We start from the raw sequence: 18626 nt of genomic DNA on the forward strand, positions 1-18626 counted from the left end.
TTGCGCGGGGTTTTTTATTTGCGCTGTTAGCCCGTTAGAACAACCCTAATACGGACGAAGCGCCCATCAGCTCACGCACGGCATCAAGCGCCATCAGAGCAAAGATTACCCATACAAATGGATTCATGATTATTGCTGCGCTGTGTTGTTATTTGGTGATGTAAATAAGATTTATCTATTATGGTACAAATCCCATTATCGGCAGCATAACTACTACTTTTAGGTGGTTATTGCAGAAAAAAACACAACCAGAGGCATTATGGACAAGCAAAACTATCAACAGCTCACCCGCACGTTTCTTCGCCTGTCGCGCTTTTCGCATCTCGCCGCCATCGCCAGTTGGGACATGTTCGCCATGATGCCGCCAGGCGGAAGCACCGCACGGGGAGAAGCGCTGGCAGAACTCAGCGTGTTGCGCCATCAGATCCTGACCGACAATAAAACCGCTCAGTGGATACAGGCCGCGCAACAAGAAGATCTGGACGATATTGAACAAGCCAACCTGCGTGAAATGACCCGTCATTACCAGGAAGCCGCCCTGTTGCCGGAAGCGCTGGTGGAAGCGCAGTCGCTGGCGGGCAGCAAATGCGAGCACGCCTGGCGTACGCAGCGCCCCAATAATGACTGGGCCGGGTTTTCCGCCAACCTGAAAGAGGTCGTCAGACTGAGCCGCGAAGAGGCACAACTGCGCGCGGACGCCAAAGGCTGCACGCCTTACGACGCCCTGCTCGATAAATTTGAACCGGATATGACCAGCGCCCGCCTGGATGAACTGTTTGGCGATATGAAAACCTGGTTGCCGGACCTGTTGCAGAAAGCCGTTGCAAAACAGGAACAGCAATCGCTGCTTGCGCCGCAGGGGCCGTTCCCCATCGACGGGCAACGTGAACTGGGATTGCAGGCCATGCAGGTGCTGGGTTTTGACTTCAATGGCGGGCGTCTTGATGTGAGTGCGCATCCCTTCTGCGGTGGTGTGCCGGAAGATGTGCGCATTACCACCCGCTACGATGAAAATGAACTGCTGAGCGCGTTGTTTGGCGTGGTGCATGAAACGGGGCATGCGCGTTACGAGCAAAACCTGCCGCGTCACTGGCCAGGTCAGCCCATTGCGCTGGCGCGTTCCACCGCCATTCATGAGTCGCAAAGCCTCTTTTTTGAAATGCAACTCGGGCGTAGCGATGCCTTTTTACGCCGCCTGCAACCTGCCATCGTGCAGCGTTTCGGGATGCAGCCAGCCTTTGAAGAGCGCAACTTTATTGCCTGGAATCAGCGCGTAAAACCGGGGTACATCCGCGTCGATGCAGACGAGGTCAGCTATCCGGCGCACGTGATCCTGCGTTATGAGATCGAACGCACGCTGATGGATGGCGAGATTGAGGTCGAGGATATTCCGGCGCTGTGGAACGAAAAGATGCAGGCATGGCTGGGGCTCTCCACCGAAGGCAATTACCGTAACGGTTGTATGCAGGACATTCACTGGACCGATGGCGGCTTTGGTTATTTCCCCTCTTATACACTGGGCGCCATGTATGCCGCCCAACTGTTCCATGCCGCGCGTAACGCGCTACCGGGGCTGGACGAGGCCATTGCCGCTGGCGATTTCACCGCGCTGTTTGACTGGCTGCGGCAAAATATCTGGCAACATGGCAGCCGCTTCAGCACCGCGCAATTGATCGAAAACGCCACTGGCGAGGCGCTCAACGTGCGCTATTTCCGCGAGCATCTTACCCGCCGTTACCTGTAGTAAACCCGCGCCGGAGCAGCGTTCCGGCGCGCTATTTTTCGCTGTACCTCCCCGCTGTACATTCCGTTACACGCCGATACCAATCACTCACGGAAGTGGTGAATTTTTATGGATATAGTTCTTTCAACGGCCCCGCAGTGGGGTTGAAATGAAGAAACCAATTCGAGGATATCGGGAATGAAAAAAGTATTAGCTCTGGTTGTTGCCGCTGCAATGGGTCTGTCTTCTGCTGCTTTCGCTGCCGACACTGCAACTACAACTCCGGCTCCGGCTGCAACCACGACTGCGACTACCACCACTACCGCCGCACCAGTGAAAAAAGTACAGAAACATCATAAAAAAGCCGCTAAACCGGCTGTAGAGCAGAAAGCTCAGGCTGCAAAAGTTAAGAAACACCACAAAAAAGCCGCTAAACCGGCTGTAGAACAGAAAGCTCAGGCTGCAAAAGTTAAAAAACACCACAAAAAAGCTGCCAAACCTGCTGTAGAACAGAAGGCGCAGGCTGCTAAAAAACACGTAAAACATACTAAACACGTAAAACACACTGCTAAACCGGCTGCACAACCGGCTGCATAAGTAAACGTGATTGAATCCGGCGCTCAACGTACGAGCGCCGTGTTTAACCGGCGCTGACCCTTCGGGCGAAGCGCCGCTTTTCTCTGGAGGGCATATGCTGCGACGTTATCGTTTTGAAGTGATCCTGGCGATGCTGATTATCTGCGCGATCATTGCCGTCCAGTTCTATCTTTACTGATGTAGTGCGCTGATTTTACTCCCACTTTCTTCACGTCCCGTCTATATTTATTAACCTGGGCTTACGTTTAATAATCACAATTCCCCCCACCCGAGTGTGATATGCGAAAAACCGTTGTGCTGTTGCTGGGACCGCTGCTTTTGTTTTCCGCTGTTGGGCATGCTGACGAAGGCGATGATAACGCCATCAACGCCAGCGACGTGAAGACGCTGTTTTTCGGACATGATGATCGTGTCCGGGTCACCACGCCGACCAAAGCGCCATGGGATGCGATTGGTCAACTGGAAACCGCCAGCGGCAACTTATGTACCGCTACACTGATTTCTCCTCACCTGGCCTTAACCGCCGGGCATTGCCTGCTAACGCCGCCGCGCGGTAAAGCGGATAAGGCCGTCGCCCTGCGTTTTGTGTCGCAGAAAGGCGTCTGGCGCTATGAAATTCACGATATTGAAGGTCGGGTCGATTCCTCGCTCGGTCACCGCCTGAAAGCAGACGGCGACGGCTGGATTGTCCCCTCTTCTGCCGCGTCCTGGGATTTTGGGCTGGTGGTGCTGCGTAACCCACCTTCCGGCATTACGCCTCTGCCGCTGTTCGCCGGTGATAAAGAGGCGCTCACTGCGGCACTGAAAGCGACCGATCGGAAAGTCACACAGTCCGGCTATCCGGAAGATCACCTCGATACGTTATACAGCCATCAGGATTGCGTGGTGACGGGGTGGGCGCAAAACACGGTGCTGTCGCACCAGTGCGATACGTTGCCAGGCGACAGTGGTTCGCCGCTGATGCTGAAAACCGATGACGGCTGGCAGTTGATTGCCGTACAAAGCTCAGCGCCTGCCGCAAAAGATCGCTGGCGCGCCGATAACCGGGCCATTTCCGTCACCGGGTTTCGCGATAAGTTAGAAGCGCTGGCGAAAGAGAACGACTAGTTCAACCTTGCCGCTGTAACGGCAGTTGCAAAATGTCGTGCAGCGGTTTTGGCGCACTGTAATAGTAGCCCTGTAGCTGGTCGCAGCCGGCCAGCCGCAGCAGTTTCATCTGTTTTTCTGTTTCCACGCCTTCCGCCACCACCTGCATACCGAGCGCACTGGCGATGCGGATGGTACCGCTCACCAGCACCGACGCCTGTTCATCATCATCAACCAGACCGGCCAGCGATTTATCAATTTTGATGGTGTCGAAATTAAAACGCCGTAAATAGCCAATGCTCGAATACCCCGTGCCAAAATCATCCAGCGCCACCGCGGTACCCAGCGCTTTTAAATTGGCAATCGCCGCACGTGCGCGTTCCGGGTTTTCCAGTACGTAGGTTTCGGTCACTTCAAGCTGTAACCGCCGCGCCGGAAATTGCGTTGTGCCCAGCACGGTGGCAACTTTGTTTTCAAAGTCCGGATCGCGAAACTGTGCCGGCGAGATATTTACCGACAGCTTGAGCGTACTCAACGGCATTAATTGCTGGCAGGCACGCCGCAGCACAAACTGGCCCAACGCATAAATCAGGCCACTGGTTTCGGCCACGGGAATAAAGTCGTCCGGTTTCAGTTCACCGCCCGGACGACGCGGCCAGCGGGCCAGCGCTTCCACCCCAATCATCGTCTGTGTACGGGCATCAACAATCGGTTGATACCAGACATCAAACTCATCGCGCTCCAGCCCTTCACGAATGTCATTTTCGATCAACAGTTGCCGCTCGCGAGCGCTGTTCAGCTCGGCATTGTAATGGGTCACACAGGCTTTGCCGGTCATTTTAGAGTGATACATCGCGATGTCGGCGCGGCGAAACAGTTCCGAACTGGAGCACTCCACCAGCGTCCCGCTGGCGATACCGATACTGGCGCCAATATGAATCGTCCGTTTGCCAATGCGGACCGGCGACATGAGATACTGCAACACGCTTTCGGCAAATTCAGTTGCTTTCTCCGTCGACCACGGCCCGCTGAGCGTCATCGCGAATTCGTCTCCGCCCATCCGCGCCAGCATGCCATCCGTAGGGATCTTCTCCCGCAGCGTCTGGGCAATGGTGACAATTAACCTGTCGCCGACATCATGCCCGTAAATATCATTGATATCTTTAAAGCCATCGAGATCGATAAACACCACGCTAATCAGTTCACTGTCACCCATCGCACTCAACTGCTCCAGGTGTTCAATCAGCGCACGTCGGTTAGGCAGGCGGCTCAACCAGTCCGTCAGGGCGATTTTGCGCGCGATTTTCTCTTCTTTTGCCAGCTTATATAACCCGGCGCTGCTCAGGGCAATAAACAGAAGGATTAACGCAGACGCAAGCATTGCAATGTGGCGGATATCCCCGGCAGCTGCGCGGGCGGCCTGCACGCCAGGCAGACCCGGCGTCCAGCTCAGGTAGCCCAGCAACTCGCCAGCGGATCCGCGCATCGGAATGCTGGCCGCCGTCTCCACGCCTGGCGAATAGCTCAGGTTTTCAATCTGAAAGGTAGCGCCGAGATCGCTCAGGATCCTGGCATTGAGATGTCGGGTAATAATCAAATAGCGGCGGGTTTGGTCATACACCTCAAGGCGGCCCACCATCGGACGGATAAGCCCAATACTGACAAACGCCACCCCCTCGCGGGTTCGGGTAAGACCGGCAAAAACCTCCTGCCCGGCCTGCAATGACTGTGCATGGTTACGGATTAACGCCACCAACCCATCGCCAAAAAAGGCGAGATTCGTTTCGTTAAAGGGTTCGCCGCGAAACGCGCCCCACAACACGCGGAAATGTTCGTCCAGCACGAAGGTGCCATCATAGAGATTATTCACTTTGAACCCCGCCCCCCAGGTCGTGAACAACCACTGAGGATCAAGCTGCGGGCGGTAGGTCTCGCGCACTGCGTCATCCCAAACGGCGTTATCAATCACCAGCGAGCGGGTGCGGTTAATCGCGGTCTGAATCGCGCCTTCTACCGAGAGCGCCGTGCGGTGCCGATCAATTTCATTGGTCTTGGTGCTGATCAGGTGTAACGAGAGATAGAGTAATGCGACAACGGAAATAATCAGGCCAATCCCTGCCATAAAAATCATGATAAACAGGGTTCGGGCTGTGGGGATATTTCGCCAGCTTAACGGATTAAACATTCGCCGCCTCTTCATGGTGGCCCGAAAAAGTAGCCGCAGTGCGTCACGGTAATCTAAGCGTAATACAGCCGACGAATTTCGCTGCCCGCAATAACGGGCAGCGATCACATCAGGCCAGTTTAATCAGTGTCATCCCGACGATTAATAATATCAACCCCAACCAGCCTTTACCGTTCAGGCGCTGACCAAAGAGGATCCAACCCGCTGCCAGCGTGGCGACAACGCCAAAGCCGCCCCACAGGGCGTAAGCGACGGAAAGATCAATGCCTTTTACCGCTTGCGACAGCGCGCTAAACGCCGCCAGCACCGCCAGCAACGATCCGCAGCCATAGGCTTTACGGCGAAAACCATCGGACAATTTTAAAAAGATATTTGCCGCAATCTCCAGCACAATAGCAATGGCCAGCCATGCCCCATGGATCCATTCAAACGGCGACATGTTTACGCTCCTGGCGCACGGCTTTGCGCGTCCCTGATTTAATCAACACAATGCCCAGCACCAGCGTTGTTAGCCCCGCCACTTTTAGCGTCGATAGCGGTTCATCAAATAAGCAAACGCTCAACACGGTAATCAATATTATGCCGATGCCTTCCCATAATGCATACGCCACGCCAAGAGCGATTTTTTTTACCGCGAATGACAAGAAAATATACGACAACGCAATCATTACCAGCATGAAAATAAAACCGCTATGGCTCTCACTTATACTTGCCCATTTCATCGACAGTGTGCCGGTAATTTCCGCAACAATGGCCAGCGCTAATAAGATCCAATAAATCATTTTTTTCTCCTGCTTGAGAATACACTCTTTTGCGGCTTACCGAACCACGGCAAACCGGACCACAAGAAATATCCGCCGCGCGCAAGCGGCCTGTTCAGGCAGAGAGAAAACTAGAGCGCCGAGCGCCAGTATTGTTCGCCCGATAGCGGGCAGCAGGTATTGGGAAGAGAAAAAACAGAAGTGAAAATGCTGAATGGAATATCCATATCATTACAATTATCCGCAAATTGCTTCTCATCGTCGCGGAATAATATGTCCCCAGTCGTTAAACACGGCTTATTTCTATCACAGGCCAGGAATTTACTCAAAAGCTTTGCACTTCTTTACGCCGACAGCAACGCGCCGCGTGATAGACAGCGGCGCGTCTTTCGCTACTCTTGTTCTTTTATGGCGCTGGCCCGTGCTTCTGCCAACAAATTCCACGAGCTGATAAATAATGCGGCAATCATTGGCCCCAGAACAAAGCCATTAATGCCAAAGAATTGCAGGCCACCGAGCGTGGTAAGCAGGATCAAATAATCCGGCATGCGGGTATCTTTCCCCACTAACAGCGGACGCAAAATATTATCAGCCAGCCCCACCACCACCACAAAATAGAGCGTCAGCATTGTCGCCGTTGCAAGTTCATCGGTGGCATAGAGGAAAATCACCGCCGGGATCCAGACAATCGCGGTTCCCACCGCCGGGATCAGCGACAAGAACGCCATCAGCGCAGCCCACAGCAGGCTGCCGTTGAAGCCGGCGAACCAGAAACCCATGCCGCCAAGCGCCCCCTGGACAATGGCCACCACCAGCGTCCCTTTGACGGTAGCGCGCGCCACACCGGCAAATTTCAGAAACAGACGGCGTTTAATTTTTGCCGACAGCGGCATCGCTTCATAGATTTTACGCACCAGATGCGCGCCATCTTTCAATAAAAAGAACAGCAAATAGACCATTAAGCAGAAACTGATGGTAATCCCCAGCGTACCTTTGCCAATGATCACCGCACTTCCGGCCAGGTAACGCCCCACGCTCAGCGCAACACCGGAAAGTTTTTCCCGGATGGTCATCACGGAATCAAAGTCATTCTCCCGCAGATAATTTTTCGCCCATTCCGGCAGATGCGCAATACCGTTGCTTAATAATTGCGGCAGATCGGTGGCATTATTTTGCAGGCGCTGATACAGATTATTTATTTCGACCGCCAGCGACGACAGCACGATCATCATCGGAATAAACACAATCACACAAATCAGCAACACGGTAATCAGCGAGGCGATGCCGTTACGCCCGTGCAGAAGGACCGATAAACGCATGCGCAGTGGATAAAAAATCAATGCCAGAATCACCGCCCAAATAATCGCGGAATAGTACGGCTGGACAAGCGTAAAAAACGCCACGCTGACCAGCAATAGCAAAATGATAAAGAAGAAATTGTTTATTTTTAGCGTCGTCATTCGGGCCATCCATTGGTTACACTGCCCCCAAGTGTAGTGACCTGACCCCGGATTGTAAAAACAATGTCTGCCGCCACAGGCTTTATTGACGCCTACGCGGCAGAATAATTACGTAACGGCAGCGGCTCCACGGAGGATAGCAACTGTCGGGTCCAGGGGTGACGCGGCGCGCTGAATACCTGCTCCACCCCGCCGCTCTCCACGACTTCGCCATCTTTCATCACCGCAATGCGGTGGCTCATATGCTGCACGACGCCCAAATCATGCGAAATAAACACCATCGACACGCGCAGACGATTTTGCAACGCCACCAGCAGATCCAACACCTGCGCCTGCGTGGTCACATCCAGTGCCGAGACCGGCTCATCGCAGATCAGAATGTCCGGCTCGCAGGCCAGCGCCTGAGCAATGGAAATGCGTTGCCGCTGGCCACCGGATAATGTCGTCGGGCGTCGGCTCAGCAGGTCGCGGCTTAACCCCACCAGCGTCAGTAACGTCTCGATGCGGGCAAGACGGGCCGGAGCAGAAAGCGTGGTATGTAACCGCAACGGCTGTTGCAGCAACTGCGCCACCGTGTATTGCGGATTAAAGGAGCCGAGCGGATCCTGCACAATGGTCTGAATGCGTGTACGCAGCGGACGCCGCTGACCTTCGGTTAATGTACTCCAGGCCTGCCCGCCAAGACGGATTTCGCCCTGCTGCGGCGTTTGCAGCGCCAGCATCAGTTTACCCAGCGTGGTTTTTCCGGAGCCGGATTCACCAACAATGCCCAATGTCTCGCCGTAGGCCACCTGCAATGACACATTATTCACCGCCTGCAATACGCCGCCATCCGGCAATGAAAACGCCTGTGAGACGTTATCCACCGCCAGCACGGGCGTTGCACTCCCGGTCACGACATGCTCACGTACCGGCGTATGCGCCAACGGATCGCTCCCGGTCAACCACTGCCCACGCGTGCCCGCACCCGGAATGGCCGCCAACAAACGCTGGGTATAGGGGTGTTGCGGCGCATGCAACACCTGCTGCACCGTGCCACTTTCCACCGCTTCCCCCTGTTGCATCACCACCACCCGATCGGCAATATCCGCAACCACCGACAGGTCGTGGGTGATCAACAGCACGCCATGTCCGGCATCCGCCAGCGCGCGGAAAACGTTCAGCACCTGTTTTTGCACGGTGGCATCCAGCGCGGTGGTCGGTTCATCGGCGATCAACAAACGCGGACCGGCCGCCAGCGCGGAAGCAATTAACGCACGCTGCCGCAAGCCGCCGGAGAGCTCATGAGCGTACTGCGCCATGCGATTATGCGGGTCGGGGATCCCCGCCTGAATCAACAGCGCTGCCACCTGTTGACTGACCTCCACTTTTCGCACCAGCCCGTGAGTCAACAGAGGTTCCGCCACTTCCTGGCCAATACGACGCAGCGGATCGAGCGATGTCAGCGCATCCTGTAAGACAAAACCGATTTCCCGCCCGCGCAGTTGCCGCCAGCGTCGGGTATCGCACTTCAGCAGTTCTTGCACCTGGCCATCGCGTCCTGTCAGGGTTAAGGCACTGGCGTGGATCGCCGCACCGGCGCCTGCCAGTCCTACCAGCGTGCGGGCAGTGACCGATTTCCCCGAACCGGACTCGCCCACCAACGCCACGACTTCGCCAGGATTAACGCTGAATGAAAGTGATTTTACGGCCTCCACCACGCCCTGCGGCGAAGGAAAACTGACGCTCAGCTGCGCCACGCGCAGTAGCGGTTGTTGCAGGATCTCTGTATTCATTCGATACCGCCTTTGGCCATAATGGTTTGCAAACGCCGCCCCAGCAGCGTAATGGCGATCACGGAGAGTGCGACAACGCTGGCGGGTAGCAGGCTGACCCACGGTGCGCTATCGAGGAAATTACGCCCTTCGGAAAGCAGCGCCCCCCACTCCGCCGTGGGCGGCGTAACGCCCAGTCCAAGGAAACTCAACGCCGACGCGGACAGCACCGCGTAACCCATTCCGACCGTTGCCAGCACCAGTAACGGGCGCAGCGTGTTGGGAATGATATGGCGCAGGATAATCGTCAGCGGCGACTCTCCCAGCGCAACCGCATGTTGCACATACCCGGACAACCTAACCTGCAACACTTGCGCGCGCACCAGCCGCGCATAACCGGCAATGCCTGCCAGCCCGACCGCCAGTAACGTATTCTCCGGCCCGCGTCCCAGCACTGCGATCGCCAGCAGCGCCAGCAACAGATCGGGAAAGGCCAGCAGCACATCCAGCAGCCGCACCAGCATCTGGCGCACCGCACGAGGGGCCAACCCGGCGAGAGTGCCGAGAAGAATGCCGCCCGTGCTGGCGATAAGCGTTGCGCCCGCGCCAATACCCAACGACAACGCGCTGCCATACACCACGCGGGCAAAGACGTCGCGCCCGAGTTGATCGGTACCGAACCAGTGCTTCAGCCCCGGCGGTTGTAAAATCGCCCCCAGATCCATGTCGTCCGGCCGGTAAGGGGTAAACAGCGATGGAAAGCACACGGCCACGCTCAGCAGCAGCACCAGCAATAAGGGAATGAGGGTGCCTGGCGCAAGCCACGGGTTGCGGTAACGCGCACGTACGCGGCGGGACGCCGCCAGCAGAAAATCACTCATCGGCGTGGCTCCTTGTTCGCAGACGCGGATCGATCAGCAGATAGAGCGCATCGATAAGCAGGTTGATCACCACAAACAGCAGCGCAGAGAACATCACCACGCCCAGCACCAGTGGCATATCGCGGTTCTCAATCGCACTGAGGGTGACCTGGCCAAGCCCTGCACGACCAAAAACCGTTTCCGTCAGGATCGAGCCGCCCAGCACGCTGGCCAACAGCGTGCCGGTCAGGGTCGATACCGCCAGTGACGCGTGGCGCAGCGCATGACGCAGTCGCAGGCGCGTTTCACTGACGCCACGCGTGCGCACCGTGACCGCAAACGGCTGGGAAAGCGCCTCTTCCAGCCCATCGCGCAGCACCTGGCTGAGCATCGCCGCCAGCGGCAAACTGAGCGTTACGACCGGCAACACCAGCGACATCCAGCCATCATTGCCGGTCACCGGAAACCATTGCAGGCTAAAGCTGAAGAGGCTTAACAACACAATGCCGATCCAGTAAACCGGCGTACTGAGCAACATCAGCTCCAGCCCGGCCAGCAGATTACGCAGGCGCGGGTTGCGCCCGGCGGTCAGCAGCGCATTACTCACCGCCAACAGCAGCGACAACGTTAACGCGCTCACGGCCAACGGAACGGTCTCTTTCAGTGCTCCGCCAATCACCTGCGCCACCGGTAACCGGTACTGATAACTCTGCCCGAGGTTGCCGGTCAGCGCTTCGCCGCAATAGCGCAGATACTGCAACCAGAGCGGCTTATCCAGACCAAACTGGCGGGTCAGCGTTTCGCGGAAACTGTCATCCACAACGCTGTTAGCGCTGCCCATCAGAATCGCCACCGGATCGCCGGGGATCAGCTTCACCGCAATAAAAGTCAGCGTCGCCGCGCCCCACAGCACGGCGAAAATGGTCAGCAGCCGTTTACCTGCGGCCCGCAGCTTAACGTTGGATCCAGACATCATAGAAGTTCGGCTTCGCGTTAGTGGCCCAGCTAATACCCTGCACCTGTTTCGATTTACCCAACTGATACGCCGGAATATAAATCGGCACCGCCCACGCCTGATCAATGATCTGCAGCTGGATGGCGTAATAGAGGCGTTTACGCTCCGCGTCGCTGGCGCCCACGGCGGTTTCCAGTTGACTGTCCAGCGCTTTTACCCGGCTGAAGTTGTTCCCTTTTGGCGGAATGTAGTTGGAGTGAAACACCGTGCGCAGAATGTCCGGCTCCGGGCGAACAAAGTAGTTCGAGATAATGTCATAGTGATTCGCTGCCGTGCGGCTGCTGAGGATGCCGGAATCCAGCGGATCGAGTTTCAGTTCAAAGCCGGCCTGCTTCACCTGATACTGAATCGCCTGGAACAGCGTCACATCCGCCGCTTCCACATCGCTGGAGGCGTAGCTGAACTGCACCGACAAACGCTTGCCCTCTTTCAGCCGATAGCCTTCGCCATCTTTTTGCGTCCAGCCTGCCTCATCCAGCAGGCGATTGGCTTTTTGCAGATCAAACCCCCACTTACCGGCAATCGACGGATCGTAATCCAGCGTCGCAGGCCCGAGGATATTATCCGCCGGTTTCAGAATGCCGAAAAAGGCCGCCTTCACCACGGATGTGCGATCGATAGCGCTCTGGAACGCCTGGCGCACCTTGACATCGCTAAAGATGCCGGTGTCGCTATTCAGATAGAGGACGCGTGGCACACCGGGGTTTTCCCGGGTAATGACGTCCAGTTTCGGGTTATTTTTCACCTGCGCGTAGTTCACCGGTGGAATGGCGTCGATCACCTGCACCTGGCCGCTATTCAACGCCCCCAGGCGTACCGCAGATTCCGGCAGATACTTGAACTCAATACCATCGAGCCAGGCGGGTCCTTGATGACTGGCGTAGCCCGGTCCCCAGTGATAATCCGCGCGCTTGCTCAGACGGCTGCCACTGCCTTTCACAAAGGAGTCAAGAATAAACGGCCCGGAACCCACCACCGTGTTACTGGTGTTGGCGCTCTTTTTCAGGTAGGTCGGTGACTGAATACCTAAATAGGGCAAACTTAACCCCTGCAACAGCGGTGCAAACGGAGACTTATAACGGATCACCACCGTGTACGGATCCGGCGCGGTAATCGACGCCACCGGGCCAAGTAACGATTTGGAATAGCTGGAGGTGGTTTTCGGATCAAGAATACGGTCAAAGTTGTATTTTACCGCTTCAGCATCCAATTTCGTGCCATCACTGAAGGTGACATCCTGGCGGAGATGAAAAGTGTATTCGGTATTGTTGTCGTTAACTTCCCAGCGCTGTGCAAGCCACGGTGTAAAGCGGTTATCTTCCGCCTGGCCCACCAGTGAATCCACCACATTGCGAGTGACCAGCGCGGTGACGGAATAGGCGGTGATTGACGGATCGATAATCGGCGTATCGCTCCCCAGCGCCACATGCAGCACGCCACCTTTCTGCGGTTCGGCGTAACCCGGAAAGGCAACACCAGCCAGAATGACGGCGGAAATAAGGGACAAACTGACAATACGGCCTGCGGTAACGACACGTTTTTTCATCTCTTTTTCTTCCTTTTTGAGTAGTGAAGGCGCGAAGCCATCTTAGGAAGAAAAAAACCACCGGCAAACGATGTAAAACGTATATCCTTTGCCAGAAATTAGCGCTCATCAGCACGACAAACCATGGCTGAGGCGCGCTGTTTACCGGTTTTCTTTCAGATTCGTCTGCTCGATACCTGATTCTCTGCATCTATTCTCTTATTATGCGTTATCACTCGCGTCTGTTCGCATTGTATACATTAATAACAACTATATCAGACATCATATATACCCCATCTAACCCAGAACAATGTTTCAACAACATTATTTGCAGACTATTTAATAATTAAAATATTTTGACACCACTTAATAACAATTTCGCAAAAAGCCATTAACCACATGATTTAAATAGTTAATATTTTTATTTTATTCTCAATGTTGTATTTTTTGATATTGCTGCATATTGTTAATGACGTAGTTACCTCAAAACTGTTTGGCAAAAGACACGGAGTGAATACCCTTGCTGAGGTAGCGCCATGCTCGCTAAAATATATGTTATTAAAGACATTAATCAATTACCGTAAGAAATAATAACCCAGGCTTACTGCACGGGGCATCAACGGGTTTCGCCTGTTTTTACCTGGCATAATTTAAGCCATGCTTAATATATTATTGCCATGCCGTAAAAAGACAACATTGATTCAATAAAGAACAATATTTTCCAATAATACACTGATGCAAAAACGTATTAACCCCGTATAACCACAGCAACAAACTGTTATTCATAAACATAATTGCAATCTATTCCCTGGTGGGAATGGATCACTTTTTCCTCTTTTTCTGGATTATTGTATGACGACACTAAGCTACTCCAATGACGACAAAGATATTGTCAAAAAAGTGATCGCACAATACGGAAACAAAGGCACATTCGCGATTGATGCCAATGACCCCTTACTGGTGCGATTCTATGCCATTCAACTGGCGCTGGCGGGCATCACCCCAAGCAATTACCCGGCATTCAGCCGCCAGTGGAACGACGCGACCCGCTTTAAAAGCAGCGCCGGCAGCCTTGATCAAGCCAGCGTCAACGGCGCGGTGCCGGTTTACAGCATTGTGGATATCAACTCCCTGGATGGCCGGAATTACACCGCCGATGCCCTGGGATCGCTGCCCACCCAGGCGACCAATGTCACGCAAACGTTGGGGCTGTTTGACAGCGATGCCAACAGCGTGGGGGCGGTAAATTACACCAAGTCCTATATTAACGCGGCGGATTGCCATATTCAGGCTAACGGTGTTTATTCCCGCTCTCCGCAGGAAAACACAGAAAACGTCGCCGTAATTTATACCTTTGCGCAGACCATTAATCAGCAAACGGTGTTTGGCGCAGAAGTGATTGCCTCGCAAAGTTATCCCAAAGAAATCATTAATACCTCCCCCACCGACCTGAAACATAATAGCCAGATTAAAATTTGTTTAACCCGCGAGTCTACCGACTGCGATTACTGGCATGATTATAATGGCGTGGTCAGCGTCCCCATTAAAGGTCAGGTTACCTATTTAAATAATATTGACATGAGCGGCGGGCGTCCGGTAAATGCATGGAACGCCATTTACCTTATTCGCACACGCGCGGGCGGCGATCCCATTACCCCGCTCAGTGATGTGAATGTGTTTAACAGTCCCAAAACGCAAATCAACGGCAATAGCATTTCCTGGGATCTTGACTGGCTGAGGTTTAAAACGGTTGATTTTCAATCTGGTGAAAATGTTTATTATATTTTCAAAATGGGGGTTTCCGCTGGCGGGAAAAACGTCGCCAGCTTTATTACCAACGCGCCCAAAAATGTATTACCCGAGCAGCGTTTTCTTAATACATTCACCATAAAGCCAATGCAAATTGTTTATGGCTGCCTGGCCAAAGGTACGCAAATTACGATGCAGGATGGCAGCCAGAAAAATATTGAAACGATTGTGCCTGGCGAATGGGTATTATCCCAGCAACAGCGTTATTTACGTGTCGAAGATGTCATTCGCGGTAATGAATCCGATTGTCGGGTGATTCATTTTACCCCTCAACATGGCGCGCAAAGCCTGACTACCAGCGCCGGGCACCCCATCTGCACCCCCAGCGGCATCATGCTGGCAAAGGAACTGACGTCGCAACACAGGCTGATAACGCATGAAGGGGAATCCGCCATTGATGCCATTGAGACAACAACGGATGAACAGGTCGTTTATAACCTGCATCTGTCGACTGACGATCCCCTTGCCGATGGGCTGGAAGGTCGCAGCACGCTGTACGCCAACGGTGTACTGGTGGGCGACAGCCAGATGCAGTGGCAGTACGAAGAAGAGTACAACCAGCGCCCGGTGAATGTGCTGGATCAATTGCCCGACGAGTGGCGTCAGGATTACCAGAACTACATTACGGTAATGGGAAAATAGCGCCATGTACGAAGGCTATCCTGATTTCCAACAGATCATCACCAGCGACGATCACCTTTTCGTCGCGGCTTACCGGCAGGATGGGGTGTTCTATCTCTACCCACAGAACAGCGCCATCCTTGCCACGGAACCGCCGCCGCTGGCGTTTTCGCTGGATATTATCCGCAGCTATAGCCTGCAGGTGATCTACGGCAAACTGGCGTTTACCTGCCAGTTGCAGTTTGCCGACCAAAAGACGCTGGTGAACTTCAGTCGCCAGCACCCGGACTCCAGCATCCGCGTGCTGCCGGTGTCCCCCGATCAACTGGGCTTCAGCGCGCCGCTTGCGTATCCCTCTACGCTAACCGACGCCCCCTATGACCCGACCTGGTACACCGCACAAGATATTCAGTTTATTGTGCTGCTGGATGTCCATAGCGCGGCGTTGATTGAAAAAGTCCTGCGTGATGATATTACCGGCTTTGGTGCGCGGATGGATGGCGGCGTGATCGGCGTCTCCCCGCGTCTGGACTATACCGTCGACACGAATGTGAAAACGCTGATTACCGTGCTGGCCGACAATGTACCGGGCAGTCAGCGGCGAGCGGACAATCTGGTCGTTTTTAACTACCTGCAACTTGCCGGGTATCTTGCTGAACATCTCACCCGACTTCCGCTCAACATCACGCCGGTGTTCACGTCAACGGATCCGGCGCTCATACGCCTGTTCAGCCAGGCGTTGCTCGACCGGTTGTACAATCGTTACGGACAGCCGTGGTCCGGCCCTGTTGATAGCAACACCACCTGGATTGGCCTGAACATGCCGAATGACGGGCACGATGTCATTGAACTGTTCCGGGAGGAACTGACCCGTCGCCCACTCTGTTTCACCCTTGATCCGTTTGCCGCCGCGCAGCAGATCGCCAAAGTCGACATCAACACCATTCTGCATTATCCCGAACCGCTGCCGATGCCAGACGGCAAGCTGATGTTCGATCTGTTCTACACCTGGCCACCGGGATTGAGCGATCGCGTCAACATTGATGTGCAAATAACGATCCCGCCGGGGCTGCTGTACCCCACGGAGCAAACAAAAACGCTGCTGCTGCAGGCAACAACTACCCATTTAGCCTGTGAGTTTTATAACAACAGCCCGGACGGAGCAGACAGTTATCACTACCAGGTGCGTATTACCTGGTCAACCGATCACGGGCGTCAGTTTCTGATCGGCGAACTCACGCCCTTTACTGGCAGCACGCTGGTGCTGGGTTATAACGCGCTGCCCTGCCCGTTTTTAACCATCAATATCGATCCTGGCTTTGCATCCAGCTGCCGGTTAAGCGGCATCTTCCACAGTCAGGATAAGAACGTTCCCTTGCTGTTAACGGAGAAAGCGCAGTGGTTCAGCTATCCGCGACTCGACAAGGCGGACCACGCGGAGCTTACCGCTGAGCAAGTGTCCGGGCCGGGCGTCGTCCCGTTGCCAACCCCCGTGATGTTAAGCACCACCATTGGTGCCTGGTGTTTCCCGCAGTTTGGCGCACAGCGTGCGCTGATAACCGTCCACTTTCCGGCGACGATGCCCTACGTGGAGCTGCTGTTTCAGGCGCAGGGACGGGACGATGACCAGGCACATGCGTTTACCCACTCGCAACCTACCTTTGAGTATCGCTGGACCGTGACATCAATATTCGCCGCGGGTTTTCGTTACAGGACACGGACTGGCGAGTGGTCGGATTACGTAAGCGGCGATCAAACGATCGATATAGAGGCCTAACCATGACAGCCGAATACCTCAACCCGGAGCAAACATTGCAGGATTTTTTTCTGCTGGAGAGTGCGTTTGCTTTTCACGATCAAACCCAACCGGCGGATGTGTACACCTATGGCCGTTTTACCCCGGATCTGGTACTGGATATGCAGAATACGCCGGTGAGCGCCCTGCACCTGATAACCAGCCCCGGCGGCGGCCTCGCCACGTTTATTTCACCTCAACTCCCCGCAGACAGAGGGGCCATTGCCGCGTGGATCAAACAGCATATTGCGCCAGGGTTGCAGAACGTCCAACTGATGCAATGCGAGAGTCAGATCGCCATTGGCCTGCGGTTTGTTAACAACGCGGACGGCACCTCCAGACGGCTGGAATTCAGCGACGCAAAGCTGGCGCTGACCCATACCGAGAGCAGCCAGTTGGCGGGCGCGATTCAGGGAACGGCGAACCAGGTGTTTCTTAACACCCTCACGACGTTTCTGGTCATTTGCCAGGCGGACGGCGCGCTTGACGCAGACTGGCTCGCCTTTTTACGTCTGGCGGTGACGCAGGGCATCCGCCAGAAACCGGAACTGATTGCGCTGATTAATCAGCAAATTGACGTTGGTGCGATCACATTTACCCACCACTACGTCAATTCATCGTCTGTGGAAACCCGGGCGCTGGTACGCAGCGAACTGGTGAACCTCGCGGCGCTGCTGACCGGTAACACCTTAAAAAACGTCACCAGCATTAGCCAGTTACCCGATCACATCACCTATAACATCACCTACAGCCACAGCGTGCCGCAGCGTTATTTGCTGGAGTACGACCAGGATCTTGCGCCGCTGCTCAGTCAGTTGCCTTTTGACACGATCGTCTCCTACAGCCCATCGCCACTGCCAGAACCCTCAAGGCCGGATAAACCCGTTGAGCACCATCGCTGCACCGTACAACTGGGTTTTAAAGCGAGCGAGTACAAAATAACCGCCATCGAATTACGCTGGGGTAATCAAACGCAGGCCATGCAGTGGCCCGCATTTCCTCCGGTCACACTGGAGAACGAGGGTACCCCCGGCGACATAGCGTTGACGGTCACCTTCGCCGACTACTCCACCTTCACGAAAACGCTGTTCTGGCAGCAGGACATTACCCTGTGGCCAGCCGACATTGGCGTGAATACCGTGGTGTTCGACGCCAGCCATCTGGCAACCGTTTTTGCCAGCATCTCCGGCAACGCCACCTGGGTTCCCGCCACCTCTTCGCTGAAAAAAGTCTCCACCAATTTTCAGTTTTCCGGCAACCAGTGGCAAAGCACCTGGTTGTTGAATACCCATGCCGAAAACCTGAACGGGCGCATTGAATACCGCTGGGAGGGCGTACCGGCGTCACACTGGTCGAAGAAGTACGAGTCAGGTCCACAGCAGTCCACCGTCAGCCCCATCCTGTTGCAGTACATCAAGTAACATCACTGAGAGGA

Annotated in this window: 16 protein-coding genes; 7 read left to right on the top strand and 9 right to left on the bottom strand. The window is 54.7% G+C overall.

Annotation, left to right across the window (positions count from 1 at the left end; all coding sequences use genetic code 11):
* Positions 1–34: 34 nt before the first annotated feature.
* The gene (locus tag ACQ3G7_RS13645) at positions 35–127 is read right to left on the bottom strand and encodes a KPN_01571 family protein (protein WP_263096755.1); all 93 of its coding nucleotides are present in this window, start codon (positions 125–127) and stop codon (positions 35–37) included.
* A 132-nt stretch (positions 128–259) separates the two neighbouring features.
* On the opposite strand from ACQ3G7_RS13645, the gene ACQ3G7_RS13650 reads away from it, so the two are divergent.
* From ACQ3G7_RS13650 to ACQ3G7_RS13660, 4 genes are all read left to right on the top strand, one after another.
* The gene (locus ACQ3G7_RS13650) at positions 260–1744 is read left to right on the top strand and encodes a carboxypeptidase M32 (protein WP_430890217.1); all 1485 of its coding nucleotides are present in this window, start codon (positions 260–262) and stop codon (positions 1742–1744) included.
* 177 nt (positions 1745–1921) lie between these two features.
* A complete protein-coding gene (gene asr, locus ACQ3G7_RS13655) occupies positions 1922–2320 on the top strand; it encodes an acid resistance repetitive basic protein Asr (protein WP_061495553.1) in 399 nt (132 codons plus the stop codon).
* 94 nt (positions 2321–2414) lie between these two features.
* Positions 2415–2498, top strand: a complete 84-nt coding sequence (gene ydgU / locus ACQ3G7_RS24790; RefSeq protein ID WP_088237474.1) for a small membrane protein YdgU — start codon at positions 2415–2417, stop codon at positions 2496–2498.
* Positions 2499–2599: 101 nt separating this feature from the next.
* Entirely contained in the window at positions 2600–3427 is an 828-nt protein-coding gene (locus ACQ3G7_RS13660; protein WP_430890218.1) for a trypsin-like serine peptidase, read from the top strand.
* Between the two features lies 1 nt (position 3428).
* Here ACQ3G7_RS13660 and ACQ3G7_RS13665 read toward each other — a convergent pair whose 3' ends face one another.
* The 8 genes from ACQ3G7_RS13665 to ACQ3G7_RS13700 form a co-directional block, all read right to left on the bottom strand.
* Positions 3429–5591 (bottom strand): putative bifunctional diguanylate cyclase/phosphodiesterase, encoded by a 2163-nt coding sequence (locus ACQ3G7_RS13665; RefSeq protein WP_430890219.1) that lies wholly within the window; start codon positions 5589–5591, stop codon positions 3429–3431.
* A 109-nt stretch (positions 5592–5700) separates the two neighbouring features.
* On the bottom strand, positions 5701–6030 hold the full coding sequence (gene mdtI, locus ACQ3G7_RS13670; protein ID WP_430890220.1) for a multidrug/spermidine efflux SMR transporter subunit MdtI: 330 nt from the start codon (positions 6028–6030) through the stop codon (positions 5701–5703).
* A complete protein-coding gene (mdtJ, locus tag ACQ3G7_RS13675) occupies positions 6017–6373 on the bottom strand; it encodes a multidrug/spermidine efflux SMR transporter subunit MdtJ (protein ID WP_430890221.1) in 357 nt (118 codons plus the stop codon). Before mdtJ ends, mdtI begins: the two co-directional genes overlap by 14 nt.
* 371 nt (positions 6374–6744) lie before the next feature.
* Complete coding sequence (locus ACQ3G7_RS13680; protein WP_430890222.1) at positions 6745–7812, bottom strand: AI-2E family transporter; 1068 nt, start codon at positions 7810–7812, stop codon at positions 6745–6747.
* A gap of 92 nt (positions 7813–7904) precedes the next feature.
* Positions 7905–9587 (bottom strand): dipeptide ABC transporter ATP-binding protein, encoded by a 1683-nt coding sequence (locus ACQ3G7_RS13685; protein ID WP_430890223.1) that lies wholly within the window; start codon positions 9585–9587, stop codon positions 7905–7907.
* Entirely contained in the window at positions 9584–10447 is an 864-nt protein-coding gene (locus ACQ3G7_RS13690) for an ABC transporter permease (RefSeq protein WP_430890224.1), read from the bottom strand. Before ACQ3G7_RS13690 ends, ACQ3G7_RS13685 begins: the two co-directional genes overlap by 4 nt.
* Complete coding sequence (locus ACQ3G7_RS13695) at positions 10440–11402, bottom strand: ABC transporter permease (protein ID WP_430890225.1); 963 nt, start codon at positions 11400–11402, stop codon at positions 10440–10442. The genes ACQ3G7_RS13690 and ACQ3G7_RS13695 overlap by 8 nt, the downstream gene beginning before the upstream one ends.
* The gene (locus ACQ3G7_RS13700) at positions 11380–12987 is read right to left on the bottom strand and encodes an ABC transporter substrate-binding protein (protein ID WP_430890226.1); all 1608 of its coding nucleotides are present in this window, start codon (positions 12985–12987) and stop codon (positions 11380–11382) included. Before ACQ3G7_RS13700 ends, ACQ3G7_RS13695 begins: the two co-directional genes overlap by 23 nt.
* A gap of 831 nt (positions 12988–13818) precedes the next feature.
* Here ACQ3G7_RS13700 and ACQ3G7_RS13705 point away from each other — a divergent pair.
* Genes ACQ3G7_RS13705 through ACQ3G7_RS13715 form a run of 3 tightly spaced genes read left to right on the top strand, consistent with a single transcriptional unit; the run spans position 13819 to position 18612 of the window.
* Positions 13819–15417 (top strand): hypothetical protein, encoded by a 1599-nt coding sequence (locus tag ACQ3G7_RS13705; RefSeq protein WP_430890227.1) that lies wholly within the window; start codon positions 13819–13821, stop codon positions 15415–15417.
* A gap of 4 nt (positions 15418–15421) precedes the next feature.
* Positions 15422–17173: a hypothetical protein gene (locus ACQ3G7_RS13710; protein ID WP_430890228.1), complete on the top strand. Its 1752-nt coding sequence runs from the start codon at positions 15422–15424 to the stop codon at positions 17171–17173.
* A gap of 2 nt (positions 17174–17175) precedes the next feature.
* Positions 17176–18612 carry a hypothetical protein gene (locus ACQ3G7_RS13715; RefSeq protein WP_430890229.1) on the top strand — a complete coding sequence of 479 codons (1437 nt, stop codon included), beginning with the start codon at positions 17176–17178 and terminating at the stop codon, positions 18610–18612.
* Positions 18613–18626 lie beyond the last annotated feature (14 nt).

Origin of the sequence: Kosakonia sp. N21 (assembly GCF_050587465.1) — a bacterium.
Classification (GTDB): Bacteria; Pseudomonadota; Gammaproteobacteria; order Enterobacterales; family Enterobacteriaceae.